At 26.5% G+C, this 25,656-nt stretch carries 15 protein-coding genes and 1 riboswitch; of the genes, 1 reads left to right on the top strand and 14 read right to left on the bottom strand.

Annotated features, from left to right (window positions below; all coding sequences use genetic code 11):
- Positions 1–328: 328 nt before the first annotated feature.
- From KYD98_RS08950 to KYD98_RS08910, 9 genes are all read right to left on the bottom strand, one after another.
- On the bottom strand, positions 329–2,437 hold the full coding sequence (locus tag KYD98_RS08950) for a HelD family protein (RefSeq protein WP_219779359.1): 2,109 nt from the start codon (positions 2,435–2,437) through the stop codon (positions 329–331).
- A 34-nt stretch (positions 2,438–2,471) separates the two neighbouring features.
- Positions 2,472–4,583, bottom strand: a complete 2,112-nt coding sequence (gene ftsH, locus KYD98_RS08945) for an ATP-dependent zinc metalloprotease FtsH (RefSeq protein ID WP_219779357.1) — start codon at positions 4,581–4,583, stop codon at positions 2,472–2,474.
- Positions 4,584–4,632: 49 nt separating this feature from the next.
- Positions 4,633–4,851, bottom strand: a complete 219-nt coding sequence (locus KYD98_RS08940; protein WP_219779355.1) for a DUF3006 domain-containing protein — start codon at positions 4,849–4,851, stop codon at positions 4,633–4,635.
- A 96-nt stretch (positions 4,852–4,947) separates the two neighbouring features.
- The gene (gene lepB, locus KYD98_RS08935) at positions 4,948–5,514 is read right to left on the bottom strand and encodes a signal peptidase I (RefSeq protein ID WP_373368730.1); all 567 of its coding nucleotides are present in this window, start codon (positions 5,512–5,514) and stop codon (positions 4,948–4,950) included.
- A 321-nt stretch (positions 5,515–5,835) separates the two neighbouring features.
- Positions 5,836–6,366: a signal peptidase I gene (gene lepB, locus KYD98_RS08930; protein ID WP_219779351.1), complete on the bottom strand. Its 531-nt coding sequence runs from the start codon at positions 6,364–6,366 to the stop codon at positions 5,836–5,838.
- Positions 6,367–6,861: 495 nt separating this feature from the next.
- On the bottom strand, positions 6,862–8,154 hold the full coding sequence (gene lysA / locus KYD98_RS08925; protein WP_219779350.1) for a diaminopimelate decarboxylase: 1,293 nt from the start codon (positions 8,152–8,154) through the stop codon (positions 6,862–6,864).
- A 198-nt stretch (positions 8,155–8,352) separates the two neighbouring features.
- Positions 8,353–8,521, bottom strand: a riboswitch (Lysine riboswitch).
- 179 nt (positions 8,522–8,700) lie between these two features.
- Positions 8,701–9,375, bottom strand: a complete 675-nt coding sequence (locus tag KYD98_RS08920) for a hydrolase (RefSeq protein ID WP_219779348.1) — start codon at positions 9,373–9,375, stop codon at positions 8,701–8,703.
- Between the two features lie 1,200 nt (positions 9,376–10,575).
- Positions 10,576–11,370, bottom strand: a complete 795-nt coding sequence (locus KYD98_RS08915) for a peptidoglycan recognition protein family protein (RefSeq protein ID WP_308462448.1) — start codon at positions 11,368–11,370, stop codon at positions 10,576–10,578.
- A gap of 238 nt (positions 11,371–11,608) precedes the next feature.
- On the bottom strand, positions 11,609–12,853 hold the full coding sequence (locus KYD98_RS08910) for a methyl-accepting chemotaxis protein (RefSeq protein WP_219779347.1): 1,245 nt from the start codon (positions 12,851–12,853) through the stop codon (positions 11,609–11,611).
- A 456-nt stretch (positions 12,854–13,309) separates the two neighbouring features.
- Between KYD98_RS08910 and KYD98_RS08905 the strand changes: the two genes are divergently transcribed.
- On the top strand, positions 13,310–14,500 hold the full coding sequence (locus KYD98_RS08905) for a pyridoxal phosphate-dependent aminotransferase (RefSeq protein ID WP_219779346.1): 1,191 nt from the start codon (positions 13,310–13,312) through the stop codon (positions 14,498–14,500).
- A 259-nt stretch (positions 14,501–14,759) separates the two neighbouring features.
- Here KYD98_RS08905 and KYD98_RS08900 read toward each other — a convergent pair whose 3' ends face one another.
- The 5 genes from KYD98_RS08900 to KYD98_RS08880 form a co-directional block, all read right to left on the bottom strand.
- A complete protein-coding gene (locus KYD98_RS08900) occupies positions 14,760–16,454 on the bottom strand; it encodes a methyl-accepting chemotaxis protein (protein WP_219779345.1) in 1,695 nt (564 codons plus the stop codon).
- Positions 16,455–16,760: 306 nt separating this feature from the next.
- Positions 16,761–21,422, bottom strand: a complete 4,662-nt coding sequence (locus KYD98_RS08895) for a DUF5057 domain-containing protein (RefSeq protein ID WP_219779344.1) — start codon at positions 21,420–21,422, stop codon at positions 16,761–16,763.
- Positions 21,423–21,470: 48 nt separating this feature from the next.
- Positions 21,471–22,004, bottom strand: coding sequence for a PilW family protein (locus tag KYD98_RS08890; protein ID WP_258049707.1), 534 nt, complete (start codon positions 22,002–22,004; stop codon positions 21,471–21,473).
- Between the two features lie 111 nt (positions 22,005–22,115).
- Complete coding sequence (locus KYD98_RS08885; RefSeq protein ID WP_219779342.1) at positions 22,116–24,524, bottom strand: hypothetical protein; 2,409 nt, start codon at positions 24,522–24,524, stop codon at positions 22,116–22,118.
- An 11-nt stretch (positions 24,525–24,535) separates the two neighbouring features.
- Positions 24,536–25,408, bottom strand: coding sequence for a type IV pilus modification PilV family protein (locus tag KYD98_RS08880; RefSeq protein WP_219779340.1), 873 nt, complete (start codon positions 25,406–25,408; stop codon positions 24,536–24,538).
- Positions 25,409–25,656: the final 248 nt, after the last annotated feature.

Raw genomic sequence — 25,656 nt, 5'->3', positions numbered from 1 at the left:
CATCTAAAAAAGGAGCTACTACAAACTTAATTTATACATTTGTAGTAATGTTTAAGATTTAATATATTTAATGCATAAGTAGTACTTCAAGGTACTCTCTACTGCATAAACACTATGATTAGATTATGCAAAAATATATTTATTATACTAAAAAAGAGCCAAATACAAATTAAAAATTAATTTGTATTTGACTCTTTTTTATTTTTAAAATAATATTAATATTCATTTTATGCATATCAATATGTATATATGCATAAAATATTCAATTATAAAAATACTATATTTTCTTGTTTTTATATCTATGTTTTCAAATAATGTTGATATGTTATTATTTTTTTATTACAGAAAGTCTGTGAAGAGCTCTTGTACACATTATATATTTTACTAATGAATCTATTTCATGATTTTCAATAACTATTACACCATCAAATTCTAATCCTTTAGCTAAATATGCTGGAATTAATACTTTTCCACCTTTATATAATATATCTTCTCTATCAAAACTTTGAATACTAATTCTTTCTTTAATCATATGAGAAAATTCTCTTAAATCATTATTGCCATTAAATATTACAGCAATATTTTCAAGACCCTCATCCTCATAATCCTCAATTATTGAAATAAGAGTATCTATAAACTCTTCATTTGAGCAAACTTCTTCTACAATTACAGGTTCACCATTTCTAACTAATGGTACTATTCTATCTTCTTTTAAGAACTGCGTTGCATATTCCATTATCTGTTGAGTTGATCTATAACTTTTATTTAAATCGTATTGTTTAACCTCTACTGGAATTTTATCTTTATTAAATAATGGTTGTAAATTAAGCATAGCTGGCTCTTCATCAGTTGTTATTAATCTTTGATTAGAATCTCCAACTATTGTGTAACTCTTGCACCCTGTAAGTTCTTTTATAACTTCAAATTGTATAATACTATAATCTTGTGCTTCGTCTATTACTATATGTTTTACTTCTTCTTTAACTTTTTTACCTTCTAATTTAACCATTAAATATAATATTCCGCTCAAGTCCATATAACCAAGTTCTTCTGTATTAGTTAATTTTTTATATAGATCTATAATATTTTCATGATTAATCCATTCATCTAATTCTTTTCTTGAATTAATTACATGTCTTATTATTTCTCTAATTTTTATTCTTCTTAAAAATTCTATATTATTTTTCTCTACATCAATTTGGTCTTTAGGTAAAGATGCTATCTTTTCCTTTATTTCTGCATTTAATTTATATACTTCTGCATCTCTTTTATCCTTTATTTTAGAAATAAGCACTCTTTTTATTTTTTCACTTCTTCTAAATAGTGGCATGTAGTTATAGTGAAGATTAAATAACTCCTCAATTTCTTTAACATTAACTATTTCTTCTCCATTAAAAGTTATTGGATTTATTTCAAAATAATTATCAGTTAGTTCTTTAATATTTTTATTTAAAAATTCTAAAAACCTTTTTGAACTTTTTTCTTTATATTCTTTAAGAGATTCTTGATTTCCATTCATAGCTTCTTCCATATAACTTCCAAAGCTCTTTACATCTGATACTTCTATCCCTATTTCTTTTTTAGCAAAATTTTCAAAAGTATTTTGTTTTATTCCCCCTTCTCCTAACGAAGGTAAAACTTGAGCTATGTAATCCATGAAAATATCATTTGGTCCAAAAATTAATACTTTATCACCAAACTGTTTTCTATAATTATAAAGCAAATACGATATTCTATGAAGAGCTATTGTAGTCTTCCCAGAACCTGCAACACCATTTACAACTATAGCCTTATTTTTATCTGATCTTATTATTTCATCTTGTTCTGATTGTATAGTCATAACTATATCTTTCAATTTATCTGATGAATTTTCAGTAAGAACCATTTGAAGTATTTCATCTTTAATATCAACTTCAGAATCAAATACTCCTTTTAATTCTCCCTTTTTTATAATTATTTGTCTTCTTGATAATATATCAGCATCAACTTCTCCTGTAGGACATGTATACTCTGTTTTTCCTAATGTTCCCTTATAAAATAGTGATGCTATCGGTGCTCTCCAGTCTACTATAACAGGCTCATAATTTTCTTCCACAGTTAATCCATATCTTCCTATATAAATTTCCTCTGGAAGATTTTCTTCTTCCATAAAAGTTACTTTACCAAAATAAGGTGATTCCTTTAATATTGTAAATTCATTTAATCTTTTATCTATAGTTTTATAAGCTTCTTCTTTAACATAATTTTCATGATCAAAATAATCAATAATTTGATCTTCATCATCTTTATACTCTTCAACAAACTTTTTTCTAGCATCAAGAATGTATTTTGCTACACCTTTTCTTCTTTCTAGATATTTAAGTATTTCTTGATTTAAAATCTTTTGAACTTCATCTAACTTATTTTGCTCTGTTAAAAAATTTATTTCTTGATTCAAAATAATTTTCTCCTCCACCTGTTAAATTAACTATTTATCTTTTTTCTCCTTTATCCTTCAAGTCATTAACAGCATCATCTATAATGGTATCTAATTTTGATCCATTTTCTACATTTACCCCTATCGCTTTTAAGAACTCACGTTTTTCTTGTTCATCTTCTTCTTTTTTTAATTTTTCATTTTCAATTCTATCTATTTCTTCATTTTTTCTTCTTGTTTCTTCTTGTTCTTCTCGTCTTTTTCTTTGAAGCTCTTTTTGTTCTTCATCCTTTAATTTCTTTTCTTTATCTTTTTTATCTTTTTCTTCTTTCATTTCAGGATACTTCTCATAAACAATATCCATAAATTCATCTCCAAAAAGAGTTTCTTTATCTAGAAGTATATTAGATATTTTATCTAATAAATCTCTATTTTCTCTAAGAATTTGTCTAGCCTTTTGATGTGCTGTTTTTATTACTTTTAATGTTTCTTCATCTAAAATAGTTGATGTTTCTTCACTACAATTCCTAACTGCTCTACCATCTAAATATCTATTTTGAACTGATTCAAGTGCCATCATATCAAATCTGTCACTCATACCATATACTGAAATCATACTTCTAGCTGATGCAGTTGCTCTTTCAATATCATTTGAAGCTCCTGTTGATACCACATTAAACACTTCTTCTTCTGCTGACCTTCCACCTAGCATAACTGTAATTTGATTCATTAAATCTTCTCTAGAAATTAAGTATTTTTCTTCTTCTGGAAGTTGCATAGTATATCCAAGTGCTCCCATAGTTCTAGGAACTATTGTTATCTTATGAACTGGATCAGTCCCTTCAAGTAAAGCAGCAACTAATGCATGACCTACTTCATGGAATGCAACCAATTCCTTTTCCTTCTTAGATAAAATTCTATCTTTCTTTTCTTTACCTGCAATTATTACCTCAACAGCATCTCTTAAATCCTCTTGAAGTACAACTCTTCTTCTATTTCTTACTGCTCTTAATGCAGCTTCATTAACTATATTTGCAAGATCTGCTCCTACAGCTCCTGGAGTTCCCTTAGCTATTTCATCAAGATCTACATCATCTCCAAGATTAACATTTTTAGCATGAACTTTAAGAATAGCATCTCTACCCTTAAAATCTGGTCTATCAACTATAACTCTTCTATCAAATCTACCTGGTCTAAGTAATGCCTTATCTAAAATTTCCGGTCTATTAGTAGCTCCAAGAATAACAATTCCTTTTGAAGAATCAAATCCATCCATTTCAGCAAGCAATTGATTTAAAGTTTGTTCTCTTTCATCATTACTTTGCATTTGATTATCTCTACTCTTACCAATTGCATCTATTTCATCTATAAATACAATACAAGGTGCTTTAGCTTCTGCATCTTTAAATAATTCTCTAACTCTTGAAGCTCCAACACCAACAAACATTTCAACAAAACTTGAACCTGAAAGTGAGAAAAATGGAACTTTAGCTTCTCCTGCAACTGCTTTTGCTATAAGAGTTTTACCTGTTCCTGGAGGTCCTACAAGTAAAACACCCTTAGGTAATTTAGCACCTATTGCTGTATATCTTTTAGGACAATTTAAAAAATCTATAACTTCTTTTAGTGATTCTTTTGCTTCTTCCTGACCTGCAACATCATCAAATGTCACACCAATTTCATTCTCTACATAAACTTTGGCATTATTTTTACCGATACCCATTATACCGCCACCCATGCCTCCGCCTGAGCCCATTTTAGAAAATAAAAATTTCCAAATGAAAATAAATAAAATCATTGGTAATATCCAACTAAGAGCGAAATCCATAATAGGATTCTGCTTTGAATATGCCCCTGTAAACTCTATTTTAGGATCTGCATTTTTTAATTTATTTATTAAATCTTCATCTTTTACGTTAGCTGTATATAAAGTTTTCCCCTTAAATTTACTATCATCTACTGGAGTTATTGTTAATTTATCATTTGATATAACTACTCTAGAAACTTCCTTATTATCAATCATTTCATAAAATTCAGTATATGATATTTCCTTTGTAGTAGCTGCCTCTTTTATATAATTAGCTACACTTATAAACATAATTACTAATAAGAAATATATAATCATAGTGGTATATCCATTTTTCTTCTTTTTATTATTACGTTGCATATCATTTCATCCTTTCTATCAAACTGTGTCAGCAATATATCTTAAAAGATTACTTCCACATATTTTTCATCATATTGTTTATTTTATTTCTTCTATTTTTTGTTTCATCATAGTCTATAATAAACATATTTTCTTTTTTAATTAGAATATCTCCTTCTTTCGGAATATCTTTAATTTGTGAAATTAATACTTCTAACATATTACCTTGATGATTTTCAACCACTACATAGTTCTCTTCAATTCTATCTACTATATATTTATCAACCATATTTATACCCTTTCCTGTATATAAAATCCCATTTTCAACTATTATACCATTATATTGTTTTAAATATATATTTTAAATTTAACAGTTTATAATATTCTATTTTAACATTTCAAAATCTTTTAATGGCCAAAATTTAACTTCCGCTTTCCCTTTTATATCTGAACTATCTATATAAGGATTAATCCATCTTCTAGCATCATTTGAACGTGGTCTATTATCTCCTAAAAAGAAGTATTTACCCTCAGGAACATCAAATGTACCATTAGTTTCACTACTGTAATCCTTATTTTTAACATAATCTTCTTTTAATTCTTCTCCGTTTACACTCACAACGCCATCTTTTACTTCTATATGATCTCCTGGTAATCCTATAGCTCTTTTTATTACCGTTTCATGAAGCTCATCAGAATAGAATACAATTATATCCCCTCTATGAATTTTATCTAAGTTATATATTCTAGTTACAAATAATTTATCTCCAATGTTTAATGTAGGAACCATTGATTCACTTGGAATATATACATTGTAAACTAAAAACTTATTTATTAAAAAAGCAATAGCTACTGCCGCAAATATTGGAACTATCCATTCATTAAAAAAGTTTCCCTTCATTTTGGTTTTAGATTTTTTTGCTTCTATCTCATTATTTTCTAATTTATCCATATTACAATCTTTTTCTACCATTAATTCCTTCTCCTTAACAAGCTTATATTCAACTTATCTTGATACTTTATCATAAAATTTTACATTATGCTTAAAATATTAATGTATCTGTCCTATTCATATTTTATAATTCATAATAATATATAAACTTCTTACTAAATTTTAAAACTCTATTATATCTATGTTGTAATTAAGTTATTACATTTATAATGTTTTGTAGCATTTTTATAGAAAATTATATCTTTAATTAATATATGATATTTATCATAATTTACACTTCTTAAAATTAGTTATATTTATAATTAATTATCATTTTAGTATTTATTTATACATTTTAAATTCACTAAATGGATATATTTTCACTTTAGCTTTTCCTTCTATTTTTTCTGCATCTATATATGGATTCTCCCAGTATCTAGAATCTTCTGATCTAGGTCTATTATCTCCTAAAAAGAAATACTTATCTTCTGGAACATCAAAAACTCCATTTCCAACCTTGCTATAATCGTTATTTTTAACATAGCTTTCATCTAAAACTTCTCCATTTAGAGTAACAACTCCATTTTCTATCTCTATATGATCGCCTGGAAGTCCTATAAGCCTCTTTATTAAGGTTGCTTCTAATTCATCTGATTGAAAAATTATAATATCTCCTCTCTTTAAATTATGAGGATTATGAACCCTTGTTGCAATAAGTCTATCTTTTACTTCTAATGTTGGAATCATAGAACCACTAGTAATCCAAACACTATAAATTACAAATTTCCATAAAGATAAACCTATAATAACTGCTGCTAATATTGTTGGACCCCATTCTCTTATAATACCTTTTTTATTATTCGTATCCTCCATATCGTCTCCACCTTTCTAATTGTATACTTAAGACAAATTTAAAAAAATAATAGATTAGTATACCTGTATATTTTGCCTTATACTTTAAGGGTAAAATCAACTAAATATTAACTATTAACTAATTTTATCTCTTTTTCTTAAACAAAGTCTACAATGAATCTTTAAGATATTATTTTCTTTAATATATGTCTAAAATTAATTTAATTTCTAAAAAAGATGACTATAAAAGTATTTATCTCATACTTTTATAGTAAATTTATATATTATAAATTGTAGTAAGCTAATAAAATTTATAATCTCAATTAAGTATATCATAATTTTTTATGTTGAAACATTAATGATTTATAACAAACTTATTACATTATAATTTTACTTTATTACACTAAAAAGAAATGTGTACCAAATATAAATTCGGTACACATTTCTCTTTTATATATTATATCTTGGGAAAGAATATTAATAAAAAGCTTTTTAATTTCATGAAAATATAATAAATTAAATTTCATTTCTTATTACATCTTCATAAGTTTCTCTTTTACAGACAAGTTTTGTTTCTCCATCTCTAACCATAACTACAGCTGATCTAGGAACTTTATTATAATTACTGGACATTGAATATCCATATGCACCCGTAGTCATCATTGCTAAAATATCATTTGCTTTAGCTTTAGGAAGATTTACATATTCTAAAAATATATCTCCTGATTCACAACATTTACCTGAAATAGTAACTATCTCTTTAGAATCATCCTCTACCTTATTGGCTAACATACATTCATACTCTGCATTATAAAGAGCTGGTCTTATATTGTCAGTCATTCCTCCATCTACTGATACATACTTTCTTATACCTTCAATATTTTTAATTGAACCTACTGTATATAAAGTAATTCCTGAGTTTCCAACAATACTTCTGCCTGGTTCTATAATTAAACATGGTCTTGCTTGACCTGTTCTAGAACAAACCTCATTAACTTTATTTATTATTGTCTCACAATACTCTCTAGTTGTCCTCGGTTTATCCTCTCCACTATAGTATATACCAAAACCTCCTCCTAAATCCAGTTCTTTTATTAAATATCCAGTATTTTGTTCAATTTTTTTTATTAAAGACATCATAATCTCAACTGTATCCTCATAAGGTTTAAGTTCAAATATTTGAGAACCTATATGACAATGCAGTCCAATCAAATTTATATTAGGTAGCTCTAACGCCCTATTTATCGCATCTTCAATCATATTACCAACAGGTGAAAATCCAAATTTCGAATCCACTTGACCAGTTTTTATATAGTCATGTGTATGTGCTTCAATGCCAGGTGTTATTCTTAAAAATATATTTTGAATTTTTTTCTGCTGACCTGCAAATTTATTTAAAAGATCCATTTCATAATAATTATCTACAACAAATCTTCCAACTCCAAGTTTAACTCCTAGTTCAATTTCATATAAAGTTTTATTATTTCCATGAAACATAACTTTTTCTAATGGAAAATCTGCTTTATATGCAGTAAATAATTCACCACCTGATACAACATCTAGATATAATCCTTCTTCTTTTATTATTCTACACATTTCAAGTGTTAAAAAAGCTTTTCCAGCATAGGCTACTCTATTTCCATTTTCATTACATTTAAAAAATTTGTAATAATCATTACAATATTCTCTTATTAATTGTTCATCCATAACGTATAGTGGTGTACCATATTCTTTAACCAATTCAGTAGTTTTAATGCCCCCAACCACTAATTCATTATCTTCAACTTTCATAGTTCCAAACAGTTTCATCCTAATCTACCTCCAATAATTATTTGTAAAAAACAAACGTCACAGATAGAATTATCTAATCTGCGACATGTGGAGTTTTGGCTAATAGTACTTTATTGCTCATTGCTTATTGCTAAAGTTTTAATGCTTATAAAACATTATGAATTATATTTTTAAAACACTCTACATTATTCATATTGAAATATTATTGCAACTATTATACCTTGTAGCTCCCCACATCAAGTGACAGTTATGCACATATTATGTACATCCCCAGAAATAAACTTTTGCATAAAGAATATTTCTTCGGCCATAATACCTTTCTCTATAAATCATTATCTGCCGATTCCTTATAGATAGTAATTATTACGGCTCCTCTACCCTAGGTTTTATTATATTACCATTTTATTCAATTATTTAAAATATGATATCATATTTTTTATTTAATTCAATATTTTTTACTATAAACCTTAAAAGTTTATGAATTAATCAACTTTAAAAGCATATGATCTTTAATAATTAACAAATATCTATGCTTCTAACTAGATATTTTAAATATATAATTTTTTATTCATTTCTATACTTATCCATTAAATCTCCCATTATACTTGCAGCTGATGGTGGAGTATATGTTATTGCATTCGCACCTGCTGCTATAGTTTCCTTAACAGACTCTGTTGTTGGACCTCCCGTTGCCATTATTGGAAACTCTGGATATATTGCTCTTATATTTCTAACTATTTTTGCTGTATTTTTTCCCCCAGAAACATTTAATATCGTTGCTCCAGCCTCTATTCTTTGTGCTATATCTTCATCTTCCGATACAACAGTAACAACAACAGGTATATCAATTGTTGCTCTTATCTTCCTTATTACTTCATTAGATGTTGGTGCATTAACAACAACCCCCATAGCACCTTTAAATTCTGCATCCATTGCTAAATTTACAACTCTTTTTCCTTGAGTTATTCCACCTCCAACCCCACAAAATACTGGTACATCGGCTGCCATAACAAGCGCTTGCGTAATTAATGGTTGAGGTGTAAATGGGTATACAGCAATAATTGCATCTGCATTTGTATTTCTAATTACTGCAACATCAGTACTAAATAATAGAGATTTTATTCTTTTGCCAAAAATTTTTATTCCACCACAGTCTCTTATCACTGCTGGAACTTCAACTACATGATTTCTTAGCGTTCCCTTTATTTCTGGAACAAGTTTTACCTCTTTTGCTACCATATATATTCCCCCCTATTACTAAACATTAATAAATTCCTCTCTACTTATATAAGTTGGAGCTTCTTGGTCAATATACTCAATAGTACAAGTTTACCCAAGCTAATAAGATAATTCCTACCTCGTTATAATACCAAAATTACACTACTAATTACACTACTAATTTTAGTAGATTTATACTAGCATATATATCTATCGTAATTAGTGCCACTACTCGAACAAGTCCATTTTCTAAGCGCTAGATTTTTTTACCTATGAATTTTTGCATTCATATTTGGAACAAAGTGGGCTACTAACATAATTGAATGGAGCAATAACTACTTTATCTATCACTCCATTTAGATTTATACTCTAACATTACTCTAAATTGTATCTAAAAAATCCAACTAATAGTTTTAGCTAAATAATTATCTAAATACATTATACTCCTTTAAGTATATCTTCTTAAAGAAATTTTTCTCTTTAAGTTTTCCACATTATCCACAGTTTTTGTCCACAACTATATTTACGGTGTTAATAACATATATTATCTTATTTTTTACCATAATTTTCAAGTAATATTTGTTATTAAATTTTACAAATTTCTATATATTGTTACATATCATTTTGTATTTACAAGATGTAGAGGATTTAACTTTAACAGTAATTATTTTATCCACAATTTTATCCACAGGGTTTTTTCACCTTTCCACAACTAGTATACAAGCTTATATCTAGAGGGTTTAACCCTATTATACGTATACATATCAACAATTTTAATTCACATAGTTATGCACAGATTAGATAACCATTTATTTTTTCTCCAAATTAATCCAAATCCTGTAATAATCACTTAATCCTAAAACTCTTATATCGACTTTATCTTATATTTTTTCTCATTAGTAAAATCTTATACTACAATTAGAATTCATATATGCACTTGAATTTTTCAAGTTATTTGTTCCATAGGCTATATAATCATTGTTTTTTTCAAGTTATCCACAAACAAATAATAAAAAATCGTTGTATTCACATTAATATTAATAATTAATATATAACAACGAACAATTATTATAAAAAACTTTACTTTACTATACAAAAAAAATCACTTCTATAAAATAGATTATATTGTATTAAAACACTATTTATAGAAGTGATTGATTATTCTTTTTTAATTTTTAATGACTCTTTACATTGTAGTCTAAGAGCAAACTGACATTAAGATTATCTTTTTATTGTCTCTATTTCTGTTGTTATTCCTTCTTTAACATTTTCCATTGAGAAATTTTTTCCTGGACATAATGTGTCATAAGTATCTCCATGTCCTTGAACTTTATTAATATTATATTTAACTATTAAATATGTTGATAAGTCTTCTAAAGCTTTAATTTCTTCTTCTGTTGGTTCCTCTTCCTCTAAATTTCCTTCTAAACATATTCCTAATGTATCTTTATTTTGTCCCTTTATATGCGCTCCTATTGCATTTTCAGGTCTCCCCCTATATATAGTCCCATCTTTTCTTATATAAAAATGATATCCTATACCGGCCCACTCTTTCTTTTTATGCATTTCATTTATTTGTTGAGGAGTCAATTCTTTAGATGCTGCATGATGAAAAACTAGTACTTTAGGTTTATTCTTATATTCCAATTCTTCATCCCATTTGTATTCTACATCATGTATTCCTAATTTATTTTCTAAATTAGGTAATTGTCTTTGCAAATCACTAATCTTTATTTTTTCTCCTTGAGAATATGGATTATCTTCTAAAAACCTTACATATCTACTCTTATCAAAATATCCTAGTATTATTAATAATGAAAATGCACTAACCATTAATATAATAATTTTATTACGAACCCTTTGTTTATACATTTGTTTTATCCTATAATTTGTTCTATTATTTTTTCTTTCAATATCTTTTGGATATATTGTATAGTTCCCATTTTCATCTCTTTTTACTACTCTTTTTCGTTGGTATCTTATTCTATTTCTATTTCCATTAATAATATTATTCACGAAACATATCTCCCCCCTTTATTCTAGGTTACATAATTATTATAAATCATTTTCAATTTTTTTCCAATTTTTGTTATAAAAATATGGATAAGCTTTCACACAACAAATCTATATTAAAATATCAACATTATTTTTAAACAATGTTAATTTATTTAATAACTTTATAACGTAAATGCTTATCCATATTTATAACTTAAACATATACAAAAAAAATAATATTCCAAAATATCCTTTAAGATTATATTTTAAATATTTGTACTAACTCATTTAATTTTTGAGAAACTTCTGATTCATGCTCTACTATTGATGCAACTTCATTCATAGCTTCAGATGTTTGATGTAATCCTTCTTTTATTTTTTGTGAATTTTCTGTACTTAACTCAGCATTCTTTGCCGTATTTTCAATAGCAGCACTAATTTGCTCCATAGATGCTCCTATCTCTTGTGACATTGAAGATAACTGCAATGACATTTCATTTACAAAACTTCCATCTTTCTCATAAGACTTTCCTACTGCTTCATATCTAGCAAGAATATCTTGTACATCATTTTTAATAAAACTTAATATTTCTTGTGTATTGCTTGAAAGATTATTAAATGCATTCTCTACTTTATTGATTGTATTTTGGATCGTAACAACTGTTTTTGATGATTCCTCTGCTAATTTCCTAACTTCCTCAGCAACTACTGCAAATCCCCTTCCAGCTTCTCCAGCTCTTGCTGATTCTATTGCAGCATTTAAAGCAAGAAGATTAGTTTGTCCAGCTATAGCATCTATTGCATCCGCCATTACCTTTATTTCTTCAACAACTTTTGCTTCTTCGATAGCTTCTAAAATATGTTGTTCTTTTTCTACACATACTTTTTGAGCATTTGAAATTGTTTTTTTACTATGTTCTTGTATTTCATCAGCTTTTTCCTTTATCTTTTCTGAATTTACACTTGAAGTTTCAGCCTTTTCTGATAACTCTTCCATATTTGCATTAATTTCTTGTATAGATGCAGATATTTCTTCAATTGTACTACTATTATCTTCTATTCCATGAACTATTTTACCAGTTGCATTATCCATACTATCCATATTTGATGTTAACTCTTGAATAGCTGCTGATATTTCTTGACTTAAAGCAGAACTGGTTGAAGATCTATTGATAGTTTCTTTAATAATTCCTCTAACACTTTCTTGTGCTTTATTTAATGAGGATTCTATTTTTCCAAACTCATTATTCTTTTTAATTATAATATCAGTTGATAAATCTCCATCTCCTATTCTCTCTGCTAATTGCCCTATTTTTTTTAATGGTATGATAATATTTCTGATTGAGTATATTATCATACATATAACCAATAATAAAGCTGCTATTAATACTAATAATTTTATTGGTGAGTCACAGATTATTATGATTCCTGTAAATATACCAATAATAAATGTAAGACTATAGACTATAATAAGCCTATTTCTAACACTAAGATTATTAAACATATTTTTTTCATCTCCTTTAACTAAATCAAATTATATAAGTTCCAATAAAGCTTGTTCATTAATATAAATCTTAAAATGATTATAAATATAATGACCTAAATTAGAACATATATATATAATTTGATTATATCATTTTCCACTGATTATTAGTATATTTTGCATAAAAGTTTGGATTTAACCATTAATGTAATTTTTTTCGACAAAGAAACACTAAGAATTTAATATATTTAAAATTTTATTTATAATAAAATGTCGATAAGATAACATAATTATTACAACACTTTAATTGATAATTATTCTAATCAATTTAACATATTATTCATTTTATGTATTAAATATGTTATTTTTGTATTATTGTATAATAATTTGAGGAAATTTATGTTAAAATATTTATATCTAGAATTTAATTAGAGAAGGGGGTGTGCTATTGCTAATTCTTAGCAATAGTGATTACTAATGATATCAAATAAAATGAAAAAATTAACAGCAAACAACTCTACTATAAGAGCAATGTTTGAAGAAGGTAAAAAACTTGCAAAAATTTATGGTGAAGAAAATGTTTTTGACTATAGTATAGGTAATCCAAATGTCGAACCACCTGAAAATATTAAATCAATAATCAATGAAATTTTAAATGAAGAATCTCCAAACCTTGTTCATGGATATATGAATAACTCTGGTTATGAAGATGTAAGAACTTCAATAAGTGATTTTATTAATAAAAAACATAGTTTAAATCTTAATAAAGATAATATAGTTATGACTTGTGGTGCTGCTGGAGGATTAAACATACTTTTAAAAACTCTTTTAAATCCAGAAGATGAAGTTATTACATTTGCTCCATTCTTCGGAGAATACAAAAACTATGTAGAAAACTTTGACGGTAAACTAGTTGTCGTAGAACCAGATACAACTACGTTTGAACCAAATTTAGATGCTTTAAAAGAAAAGATTACAAACAAAACTAAAGCCTTAATAATAAATACTCCAAACAATCCAACTGGTGTAATTTATTCTGACAAGGCATTAAAAGATTTAGCTACTGTTCTTAATGAAAAGCAACAAGAACTTGGTACTACAATCTATTTAATCTCTGATGAACCCTATAGAGAAATAGTTTATGATAATGCTGAAGTCCCTTGCATATTAAAATATTATAAAAATTCATTCATTGGATATTCTTACAGTAAATCTCTATCATTACCTGGAGAACGTATAGGATATGTTGTAATAAACAATGAAATGGACGATTTTGAAGATGTAATATCATCATTAAATGTTGCTAATAGAATATTAGGTTTTGTTAATGCTCCATCATTATTTCAAAGAGTTATTGCAAAATGCCTAGATGCAGAAGTTGATGTTAATATTTATAAAAGAAATAGAGATCTTTTATATAATCATTTAACTAAAATTGGCTTTGATTGTATTAAACCTCAAGGAGCATTCTATTTATTCCCTAAAACACCAATAGCAGATGATAAAAAATTCTGTGAAGATGCAAAGAAATTTAATCTATTATTAGTTCCAGGTTCAGCATTCGGATGCCCTGGATTTGTAAGATTATCTTACTGCATATCATATGAAAAAATTGAAAAATCATTATCAGCTTTCACTAAACTAGCTGAATTATATAATCTTAAGTAAAAAAGTGGCAATGCCACGTTTCAATTGACAATTGACAGTTGACAATGCACAATTATGGTTAAAAGCCACAGGCTTTCTTCAAATATATTTTATAAATCTTCTTAAGAAGATTTCTTCCTTCGTTGTCAATTGTCCATCGTCCATTGTCAATTTAAAAACCTCTCCATAAACTTAGATTTCATCAAGGTTTCAGGCTTCTCAAATTCTATATTTTCCTAGACATAAAAAAGTGGCAATGCCACTTTTTCTTTTATATTCGTTATATTCTAAACTTATTTACTTCATTTTCTAGTTTTTCTGAACAGTTATTTGTTGAACATGCATCTTCTAATACATTATTTATACTTTCTACAATTGCCATAATTCTTTCAGCGATAAGAGTTGCTCCACCTGCTCCATCTTGTGAAGCTGAAGATATTTCTTCTATAGTATGAGCCATACCATTTATATCTTTTTCTAAAGCCTCAGCAGTAAAAACAAAATCTGATACTAAATCATCAATAAAAGTTGCATCATCGCTATACTGCTCTCCAGTCTTTACTAATGCTTCATAATCCTTAACTATAGTTGAATCCATAAACTTAAGCATATTCTTTGAGCTTAAAACTAAATCTTCAACTGATTCAGTAACCAAGCTTATTACACTTTGAATCTCAACAGCTGCTTCCTTTGAACTTTCTGCTAATTGTTTTACCTCTTCTGCAACAACTGAAAAGCCTTTACCAGCTTCTCCTGCTCTTGCCGCTTCAATAGCTGCATTTAATGATAAGAGATTTGTTTGAGATGCTATATTAAAAATAGTATCTGCCAATAATTTTATCTTTTCTATTGATTTAGATTTTTCTATTGATTTAATAATATTTTCCTGAGTTTTATCATAAATATTTTGTGCTACCTTTTGTGAAGTTATAGCCTTTTCTTTTAAAGCCTCTGCTCTTTCTTTTATCTTCTGAACTGATTTTTTACCATCTCTTGATTTTAGTGTACCAGATTGGATATTCCCCTTTATTCTAATTGAAGCCTCATTCATTTCATTAGATGATGCTGCTGTTTCCTCTAAGCTGGCTGATAATTGTTGTGTTGTAGAAGAAATACTTTCTGTATCAACATATACACTATTTAATTTTTCACTAGTATTTTCTATGCTATGTTTTATAACTTCTGTTTCATTAATTATACTTTTAATCATTCCTTTTATTCCATGCTGCATTTGCTTGATTTCTTTTGCTATAGTACCAATCTCATCTTTTCTATTTAATACTTTATTATTAATTTTCACTCTAAAATTCCCTGAAGAGAATAATCTTAAATCTTCTTGTAATAATTCTAAATTTTTAAGTATATATTTTGATCCTAATGTAACTATAATTATTAATAAAACTAATATAACTAAACTTGTAATTCCTATAGTTAATCCTAAAGAAATAAAATCTTGTCTTATCTGATCTTGAGGTAATCCAACTAAATACATTCCTATAATCTTTCCACCTGAATCTCTTAAAGGGGCGTAACAAGCTATAACAATTTCTCCTTCAACATTTATTTTTTCAATGTTATTTTCACCTTCTTTAAGAACATTTTTAATAACGTCTTCATTTACTTTAGTTCCAATAACTTTTTGTCTATCTTTATTGGTTATATTAGTAACTATTCTAGTATCATTTAGAAATATACTTGCATACAAACCTGATTTTTCTTTTATAGAATCAACAAATGAAAAGTCATTATTAATAATATTACTACCTTTATATAATATATTCCCTTCAACTTTCCAATTACCTGGATACTTTGCATCAAGTGTTGTTAAACTAATATCAAGCGAAGTTTTCAAGTCTTTTTGTGTTTTATTTTCTAATATAGTAGCTATTCTAAAATACATGATTGATCCTAATATTAAACTAAATCCAACCAATATTAACGATATTAGAATACATACTTTACTTCTTAACTTCATAAGATTCCCTCCTAAATTTTTATTCCATAATTTTATTATCATAATTTAAAATTAAAAATTTACCCCTCAAAATAGAATTTATGTTATAAACTTACAATAATTCCTCTCATATTATAATATAAACATTTATTTGTATACATTCAACTTTATTGTAAATATTTACAAAATAAAATTAAATGTCTATCTTAAAACAGATCAGAAAAATAGCTTTAGATTAATGTTTTAACTAATCTAAAGCTATTTTCTTTAATATATATTTAAAAATATTGTTTATAAATATTATATTTGGTAAAGATACAATTTGATTTAAAATAATTCTGGAAGCTCTATTTCTCCTACTCTCAATATTATCCTACTCTCAGGACAATTATCAACCTTCAATTCATTTTGATACTTCCCTTCCTTATTAGGTAATCTTTGATTATATAAAATAAATATATTGCAGACTGTCTGTGAGCCATCATTAAAAGCAAATGTATAGTTATTATCATTTTGCTTATTCATGGTTTTACTCTCTTTTACCCCATCTGATCCTAATATATAAACTTTAACATCTCCAATAATACTTCCATCTTTTATATTAATATTTATATTATTACCTGGCTGATAATCTGAAATATATGCCCCTATAGGAACAATTGATTCTTTAGCAAAAGTATTTTTCAAAGTATTAGTATCTATACTATTTATAGATATAGAATTATTATTTTGAGAACCTTTATATATACCATGAACTATTTCCGTATAATTAATATTAATTTTAATAGTCATCTCAATTTTTGGATTATCGAAATCCATTTTAAAAGATCCTTTATTTTGTTCCTCTGTATTGGTTCTATCAGTAGATACTTTATATTGTTCCTCACTGTATTTATCTAAAGAAATATTATATTCACCTGATTTTACTTTTTCATCATTTAAATCTTTTGGCCAAGTATATCTTGATTCTAAATCTTTCTGAACAGTTACTTTAGAATTAAATCCATCCTTATTACTCAATGTAACCTCTGCATCTGTATTTAATGGATTCCCTCTAGAATCCTGAAGTATTAATTTAACTTCACCGTCTTTACTGTCAACTACAACCTTAACATTGCACTCTTTAGGATCACCATTGCTTTTATAACCAAGTATTATATTTATTTTTTCTCCAGCAAGTTGCCTAAGTGGAATTAACTTTCCAACTAAATAATACTCATTATTTTCCTTCTCTACTTTTATATCCTTACTATCATATTGAACATTTTGTGAATTATATTCAATATCTTTAAGCTCTACATCTGTAATTTTATCAGATGAATTATCATTTTTTCTTTCTAATGGTATTTTAAAATCTATTTGATCTCCTGTTAAAACTTGAACTTTTTTATCTTCAGCTACCAATAATGCTTCTAATGTTGGAACTACTGTATATTCTTTTATACGTTGAGCTCCTTTTTCATCTTCTGCTACTATTTCAATACTTACGTCTTTATTAATCCTATCATTAAAATATCTACTAGGAATTTTCAAATCAAATGATGACCCTTGAGATTTCAATTTACTTGGTAAACTATTATAATTACTTATATTCTCATATTTGTCATCATCATCTTTTTCTAGTTTTACTTTAATACTATTTATTTTAACTTTATCCCCATCAATATCTTTTACTATTGCCTTAAAGTTCAAATCCTTGTTACCTGGGATTTCATTTATATTTTCTAAAGCTGTAATTGTAGGTTTATGATTAGCACCTCTTTCAGCTTTTACTATTGTATTTACAAATAACTTTAATTCTGACCTTGGATATTGGCAATCTTCTCTGGAATTTTCTCCTGTTCCTGAAAAAGTTATATTTCCTTTAGAATAAGTGTAAAAATTATTTCTTGGATCATATTTATTAGCAACATGTACTGAATTGGTTCCTCCATATGGCGTATTGCCATCATTATTATTTTTATTATTATCAGTTAATGTAAACCATGGAATTACATTTTCATCTTCAAGATTCAATTGTAAATACTGACCATGAGTTCTTCTAACTCTTATTGTTTCACCTAATTCAAAAGGATAATTAGTTATTAATGATTTATTTACTCTATATACTTCAGTACTATTACTATTATTAACATCAGTATCAGATTTTCTAGCCCATAAAGTACTTCCTATTGCTTCTTTTGAATTTCCATATGGTTTATCTTTGTCATGAGGTATCTTATTTACTCCATCAATATCATATTCATTTATATTAAATTCCTCATCTCTATACCTAGATTGTCCAATACAGTCCCTAAATTGCTTTATAAATTTATCCGAACTTCTAATATCCTCTAATTTATACCATAATGTATCGTGAGTAAGCATTAACCCTTGTCCAACTTTTATATAATCTTTAATTTCATCTAATGCTCTCTGATTCATCTTATCACTATAACAATCTGAAAAACCAGCTATAACAATATCATAATCACTTTTTTTAAGTGAATCTCTTCCAGGTCCTTTAAAAGATCCTTGATAAAAATCTTCATAACTAATTACATCTACTTTTATATCATAATCTTTTAATTCTTTTAATAAATTTTTAAACTCTACATTTTCAGCTAAATTTAAATTTTTTCTTTGATTATCTTTTAAGTCATTTCTTCCATATGGTGCCACTTGTAAAACATTTATTTTTCTTTTTTCTTTCTTTACTCTTCTAAATAATACATTTCCATCAGCGTAAGAAATAATAGGGTTATTAAATCCTAAAACATTAGGTTTACTTACTTCTATACGCCAATCTAAATAACCTATAAATTCAGGGTAATCATTATAAAACTTATACTCAAAACTATAACTTCCATCTATAATCTTCACCTTATCCATAATTTTTACTGCTTCTTCTTCTTTGAATAACCCATCACCATTAATATCTAAATATAGTTTTATTGTTACTTCTTCATCTTTAACATCATTTAAATTTATCTTAAATTTCATATTTCTTTTATCAATACTACCCAATTCATCATCCTTACTATCACCAATTGGTTTTTCTTGTACAGATAATTTTGGTCTTTTTAAACTTGAATTTTGAGTTATTCTTTCTATATATTTATCGATAATCTTATCAAGTGTAATTTCATTATTATAATACTTATTGTAATAATCATTTACACTCATATCTTCAATTAAATTATCAGTAGTTTGATTCTGATATTCCCACAAAAGTTTATTTAATTTTCTGGCATTAGTATTATATAAATAAACATCCAAATATACCAATTGACCAGAGTTAATAAAATCTTTAATTTCCTTTGACTTTAACTCTGTAATATCATTTTCCAATCCACTATAATCATTAAACTGATACCCATTATTTTTGATACTATTATCTACATATCTACCGATAACTATAACATCATACTTTCCATTTAATTCATTTTTATTACCTATAAATTCTGGCATAGACATATGCTCAACTATTATTTCATATCCATTTCTTTGTGTTGTATCTATTCCTGTTTTATTATTGCCATTAATATTTAATTTAAAACTATCAGCTGGCTCAACTTCTAAAATCCTTATTCCTTTATCTGTTTGTTCATATGGTTCTATTTTAACAGTAGGAGAATCTATAGCTATTTCTTTTAAATTTCCATTAATATCTGTATAACTTAAGTTACTTCCTTCTTTAAGTAACTTAAGTTCTCCCTCTTTCTTTGCCTTAACAGTAAATTCAATTTCTTGATATGCTGGTGTTGCAGTATATTGATTATTCTTATCTTTTGTATATACTATTGGATTTATTTTTATTACCCCATTGTTTCCATTAGTACTTTCAAATCCACTTACCATGGTTATATTATCATCAAAATTAAGATTTAATTTAACATCATCAAATGAAACTTTTATCATATTATCTGTAATTTGTTGAAATACTTTATCTATATCACCTTCAGCAGTTGGGAAAAATGTATTTTCTGTTCCTCCCATTGACTCATGTATTTCTTTCATTTTTTGATTAGAACTACTATTTTCATCTCCAAGTCCATATCCTATAGAAAAAACATTATATTTTTTTTCATTTATTATTCCGCCTATAATTTTAGCATATTCTAAACAATTACTATTCGGATAATTTACTGCATAATACTTATCATTATCATCATCTAGTACTGTATAATAGTCTATCCACTTATTGTCCATTGAAAAATTAATTGGTTCTCCACTGCTCATAAATATCATTGTTTTATTAGTATCATCTGATTTATTTAACATATATACACCTTTTCGTAATCCATCACCAATATTTCTTCCATAATCAGCTGTTAAATTATCTATAGTATTCTTCAACTCTTTTATATTATTATCTTTTATACTATTAGAATCAGTTACTTCTACTAAATCTTTATTAATATATCCTTTATTCGTATATGTTACTATTCCTATCTTTAAATTTTTCATTTTAGGCGTTTGTCCATCTGTTGAAATAGAAGTTAATGAATCAAGAAAGTTTTTTGCAGCTTTTTTTAGTTCATATATTTTTGTAGTATAATGTCTTCTAGCTGTATTATGCTCTTTGCAATATTTTACACTGCTAATTGAATGATTAGAATTTGGTCGTTCATTCCTATGTTCTTCAGGAGTATTATCTATATATTTTTTGCACGAATAACACCAATAATAATTATAATCTTCACACCATTGATTTATTTCCTTATTAATACTGCTAGACGTATCTAAAACTAAAACTATTTCCTTCGGCTTAGAATCTTCATAATAAAAACCTTGTGGATCTACTCTATATCTAACTTTAAAATCTTGACTAACTTTAGGATTTGATGGTTCTATTCCTTTATAAGTTACTTTAATTTCTGGTACTACTTTCTCATTATTTATTGCATTAACACTAACAGGTAAAATAGTGCTTAATATAAATATTATTGTTATAAAAATAGTCAGTATTCTATACTTATTCTTGTTATGTTCAAAATTAAAATTCATTCATTTTTCCCCCTTTCTTATATATTTCTAATTCATACATTAAAAAAATTATTCTTTTTCTTTATTTCTAAATGTAAATTTAATATTTACTGGATATGTTATATCACTATAGCCTTTCTTTTTAGATAAGATAATTTCTATTTGCGCAGATGTATCATCCTTGGATAATACATTAATTTTCTCTAAATTATTTGTAAGTAATTTTTCACTGATTTTCTCTTTATCCTTCTCTTTATCCTTGTCTTTACCATTATTATTTTTGTATTCAATTATATAAAGTTCTCTAACTTGTTTTTTTATTTCAAATTCACATTCTTTACCTGATGAATTTAATGATTTAATTGATATTACTTGTGTATTATCGTTTTTATCACAACTCATACTACTTGCTTGCATCCCTATTTTGCTTAATTTTTCTTCAATTGCTTGTCCTTCTGTTTGTAAGGTGGATTTAATATTAACATCAGACATTATTCTGTTATTTGTATTAAACATTTGAAATACCATTCCTAATATAACAAGTGTTAAAGCCATAACTATTATCAACTCAAGTAAAGTAAACCCACTTTTCTTTTTACTCAATATTAAATCTACCTCCATTTCTATTACTGCACATAAAAATACATTATCTAAAATTTGCACTTAAAATTTATTATTTTTTATGTCACTAAAAGTTACTTATAACAATAAATTTTATTTCTTTATTTTCCATAATCCAGTTTTTATAAATTTATTTAAATCATATTGAACATCAACACTACTTCTATCGTTTCCTTCTGCTCCATTTAATGTAGGCGCAAAGACCTCATCAAATATTTCTTTATTGGATGATTGTATTCTATTAATTACTTCTTTATCATATAATATATTTTTCTCTTCACTACCAATAATATTTAAGTCTTTATTTATCATCATACTACCATCAAAGTCCATTTTACCCTCTATTGTTACATCTCCAGCTGTTGCAATAAATGCATTTACTTTACCTGCTTTACTATAAACATAAATATTGTCTTCATCTTCTTCAATTTCTCCTTCATTTGCTCCATTACCCTCTTTAATAATTATTGTTTTATTAGGATCTTTATTAAAAATAGCCTTTTCATTATTTCCTGATTGGTTTGCTAATTTATAATTATCCACCTTATCTATATCCTCTAAATACATTAAAGATTCAACTGTTACTGCATCTTTTCCTAATGAATTATATACATCAATATTTGCACCTTTTCCCATTCTATATACCTTCGATGCATAATCTTCTCTTTTATCTGATATCTTCATATCACTTAAATTAAAATTACTTTCACCAACTATATTTTTACCATTATCAGTATAAACTGTTGCTCCTACAGTATAAGTATTTCTCTTAGGTAATGTAACTCTACCAGCACCTTTAACACTTTCTTTTCTATTAGGATCATCCCAATATTTTTTGAAATGTTTACTCTTTTTAATAACATCATCTTCTTTTAACAACTGAAGTGGATCATAATATTCAAATTTTTCAGTATCATCTAATGGTATAGAATACGCCTGATAGTTGTCCTTTATTCCTATAGATTCCCCAGTGCTATACCCATCTTTTGTACTAGTGTTAATACGAGAAACCCCCATTATATATGCTTCTTCGTTTATTTCTATAGTAGAATTATTATCTTCTCCATTGAGTATAATACTGCTAGAAGTTCTTCCATCAATAGCATCCTTATCATGTGAATGTTCCTTATCATGTTTTATATTCTTATCATTAAGGCCATAAAACTTATCTATTTTCACACTAGAATTCTTAGCTTTTAATGTTAAATCATTATCAATAAATACCTTTCCTGTTTCCTTATTATTTTTTGATTTAGTTACATTTAAATTAGACTCTTTAGAATAATCACGATTTTCTTGTCCTAAATATATATTGGTTGCATATAAATTTCCTTCAAGCATTACATCTATATTATTCACAATATTAAAAGTCTTTCCAGTAACCACATCACCGTTAAAATTCAACTTAATTTTAGAATCTGAATTTAATTTTATTCCGCCCTTGTATTTATCATAATCTCTTGTTTTCCAATCATCTGTACTTTCATCTTTTCCTTGAACAAATATATTTCCTTTAACATTTAGATTACTATTTTTAACCTTCATATTCTCTCCAACAATTAAAACTTTATTATCTAACACAACATTAGTTATTGAATTTGAAAATGATATATCTTTATATTCTGGAACCACAATAGTATAACTAGTTTGCAATCTTCTTAGATTTTCTCCGTTAATTTGTGCATTTTCATTTTTACTCTTAAATTCTGAAGTAATAGTTATATTAAACTCATTATTATCTAATTTAATTCCATCTACACTTTTTTTTAGATTATTTAATGCATCCTGTATTTCATTATTCTGTTCATCAAATTTAAGTTTTCTCTCTAATTCATTTATTTTCTTTAAATCTTCATCACTATATACAAAAAGTTCTGGTTCTAATTTGTTATCATTAGATAATTTAATGAATTCTAGCTTAGTCATCCTTTCAAATTCATTATCATCTATATTTTTTTCAATTTCTCTATTGTTAAAAGACATAGTATTATAACTAGTATTAGTTATCGAATCTGCCAAAAAATTCTCTGGGATTTTTTCCTTATATGATGCTTGATTATTATTTTGACTTTTAGATATAAAATTTTTAAAACTTCTTTCAAATTCTAATTTGGAAAGTTCTTCTAATTCATTGTTAAATTGCCTTTTAGCCTTTTTACATTCTGATGAAGTTGAATTTTTATTATTAAGAACATTATCTCGTTTTTCTTTAGCTATTTCATATAATCTTTGATGTGGTTCCCATTGACACTTTCCTGCTTTAAGTTGTTTAACCTTAAAGTCACCATATTCAGCAGCTTTATCAAATGTTTTAATAATTATATAGTAAGCTGAATCTAATCCAGATTCTGATGAATACAAATTTTTTATTTGCGTACTTTCTTTAACTCTCATCTTGTAGTCTCCAACTGTCATTGATAACATAGCTGTTCCTACCGTAATTAAAACACTAAAAATAATAACTACAGTAATTAAACTAGACCCTTTTTTCTTTCTCTTCATTTAATCACCGCCTAATTAAATCTTACATTTTGAGTAGAATATCCAGTGAATAATTTTTCATCCCTCTTAATATTTTTATTCTTAATCTCAACTGTTATATTATAAAGCTCTGAATTAATATCATATCCTTGAACCTTCCCTAAATTACCATTTACTGATACATTCACTTTTGATGAATTTTTTAAAATAATATTTAATGGAATATCATCCTCATTATATACATCTATAATAATTTTCTTTAAACTACTATCCTTATTAATAGCTCTATAATCCTTTAAATCTAAAAATAATCTTATTTGATAGTTTTCTTTATCCTTACCTATTTCATGATAGAGAGTTAAAAGTTTATTATTTTTCTCATCCTTAATTTCTACTTGCTTTATTTTATCCTTTGTTTTTGTGTTAACAATTATCTTTAGTGAATCATCAGATTCCGTATTATAATGTAAACTTTTTTCCTTATCATCTGATTTAAGTCTTATTAAACCATTTTCTCCACTAACTGTTATATTGAAATCATGAAATTTAATATTATCATTTGAATGATTAAGGGTTATCGATGTATTTCTTTCCATTGTGATCTCAGCCTCATACCCATCTTTAAACGTTTTTTTTCCTTTAAAAATACTAGAAGAATCCTCCTTTAAATTTATTCCTGAAATATCATACATTTCATTATCAATCTTATTTATACTTCCACTCTTAATATCCTCAAATACTTCTTGTCCATACAAAGCTGCCTTCTGCTTAACCTCACCAGCTTTATTGTTATTCATAGCCAATAAAATAATCCCATATATTCCACCCATCATTATCGCAAATAAAGCAAATGCTATTATTATCTCTATTAAAGTAAAACCTCTCTGTTTCTTCTTAATATTCAATCTAAATCCTCACCTACTTATTTAGGATATCCTTACTATTCTACTTACTAACTATGCTTTTATATATTGTTGATCTTATAATATGAGGGCGAACTGGCATTGGAATTTGCTTTCTATAATCTCCTAATGAAGATTTGTCAAATTAATTGCTTGTCCTAATCTTTGATTGGGAACATGCATTAATTGGACTAATCTTTATTTTTGGAGTTATTAAAGCAAATTCCCTGTCCATGAGCTTTATATTATAA

The sequence above is a fragment of the Clostridium weizhouense genome, assembly GCF_019431045.1.
GTDB lineage: Bacteria > Bacillota > Clostridia > Clostridiales > Clostridiaceae > Clostridium > Clostridium weizhouense.
This window is presented reverse-complemented; position numbering and strand designations above follow the sequence as displayed.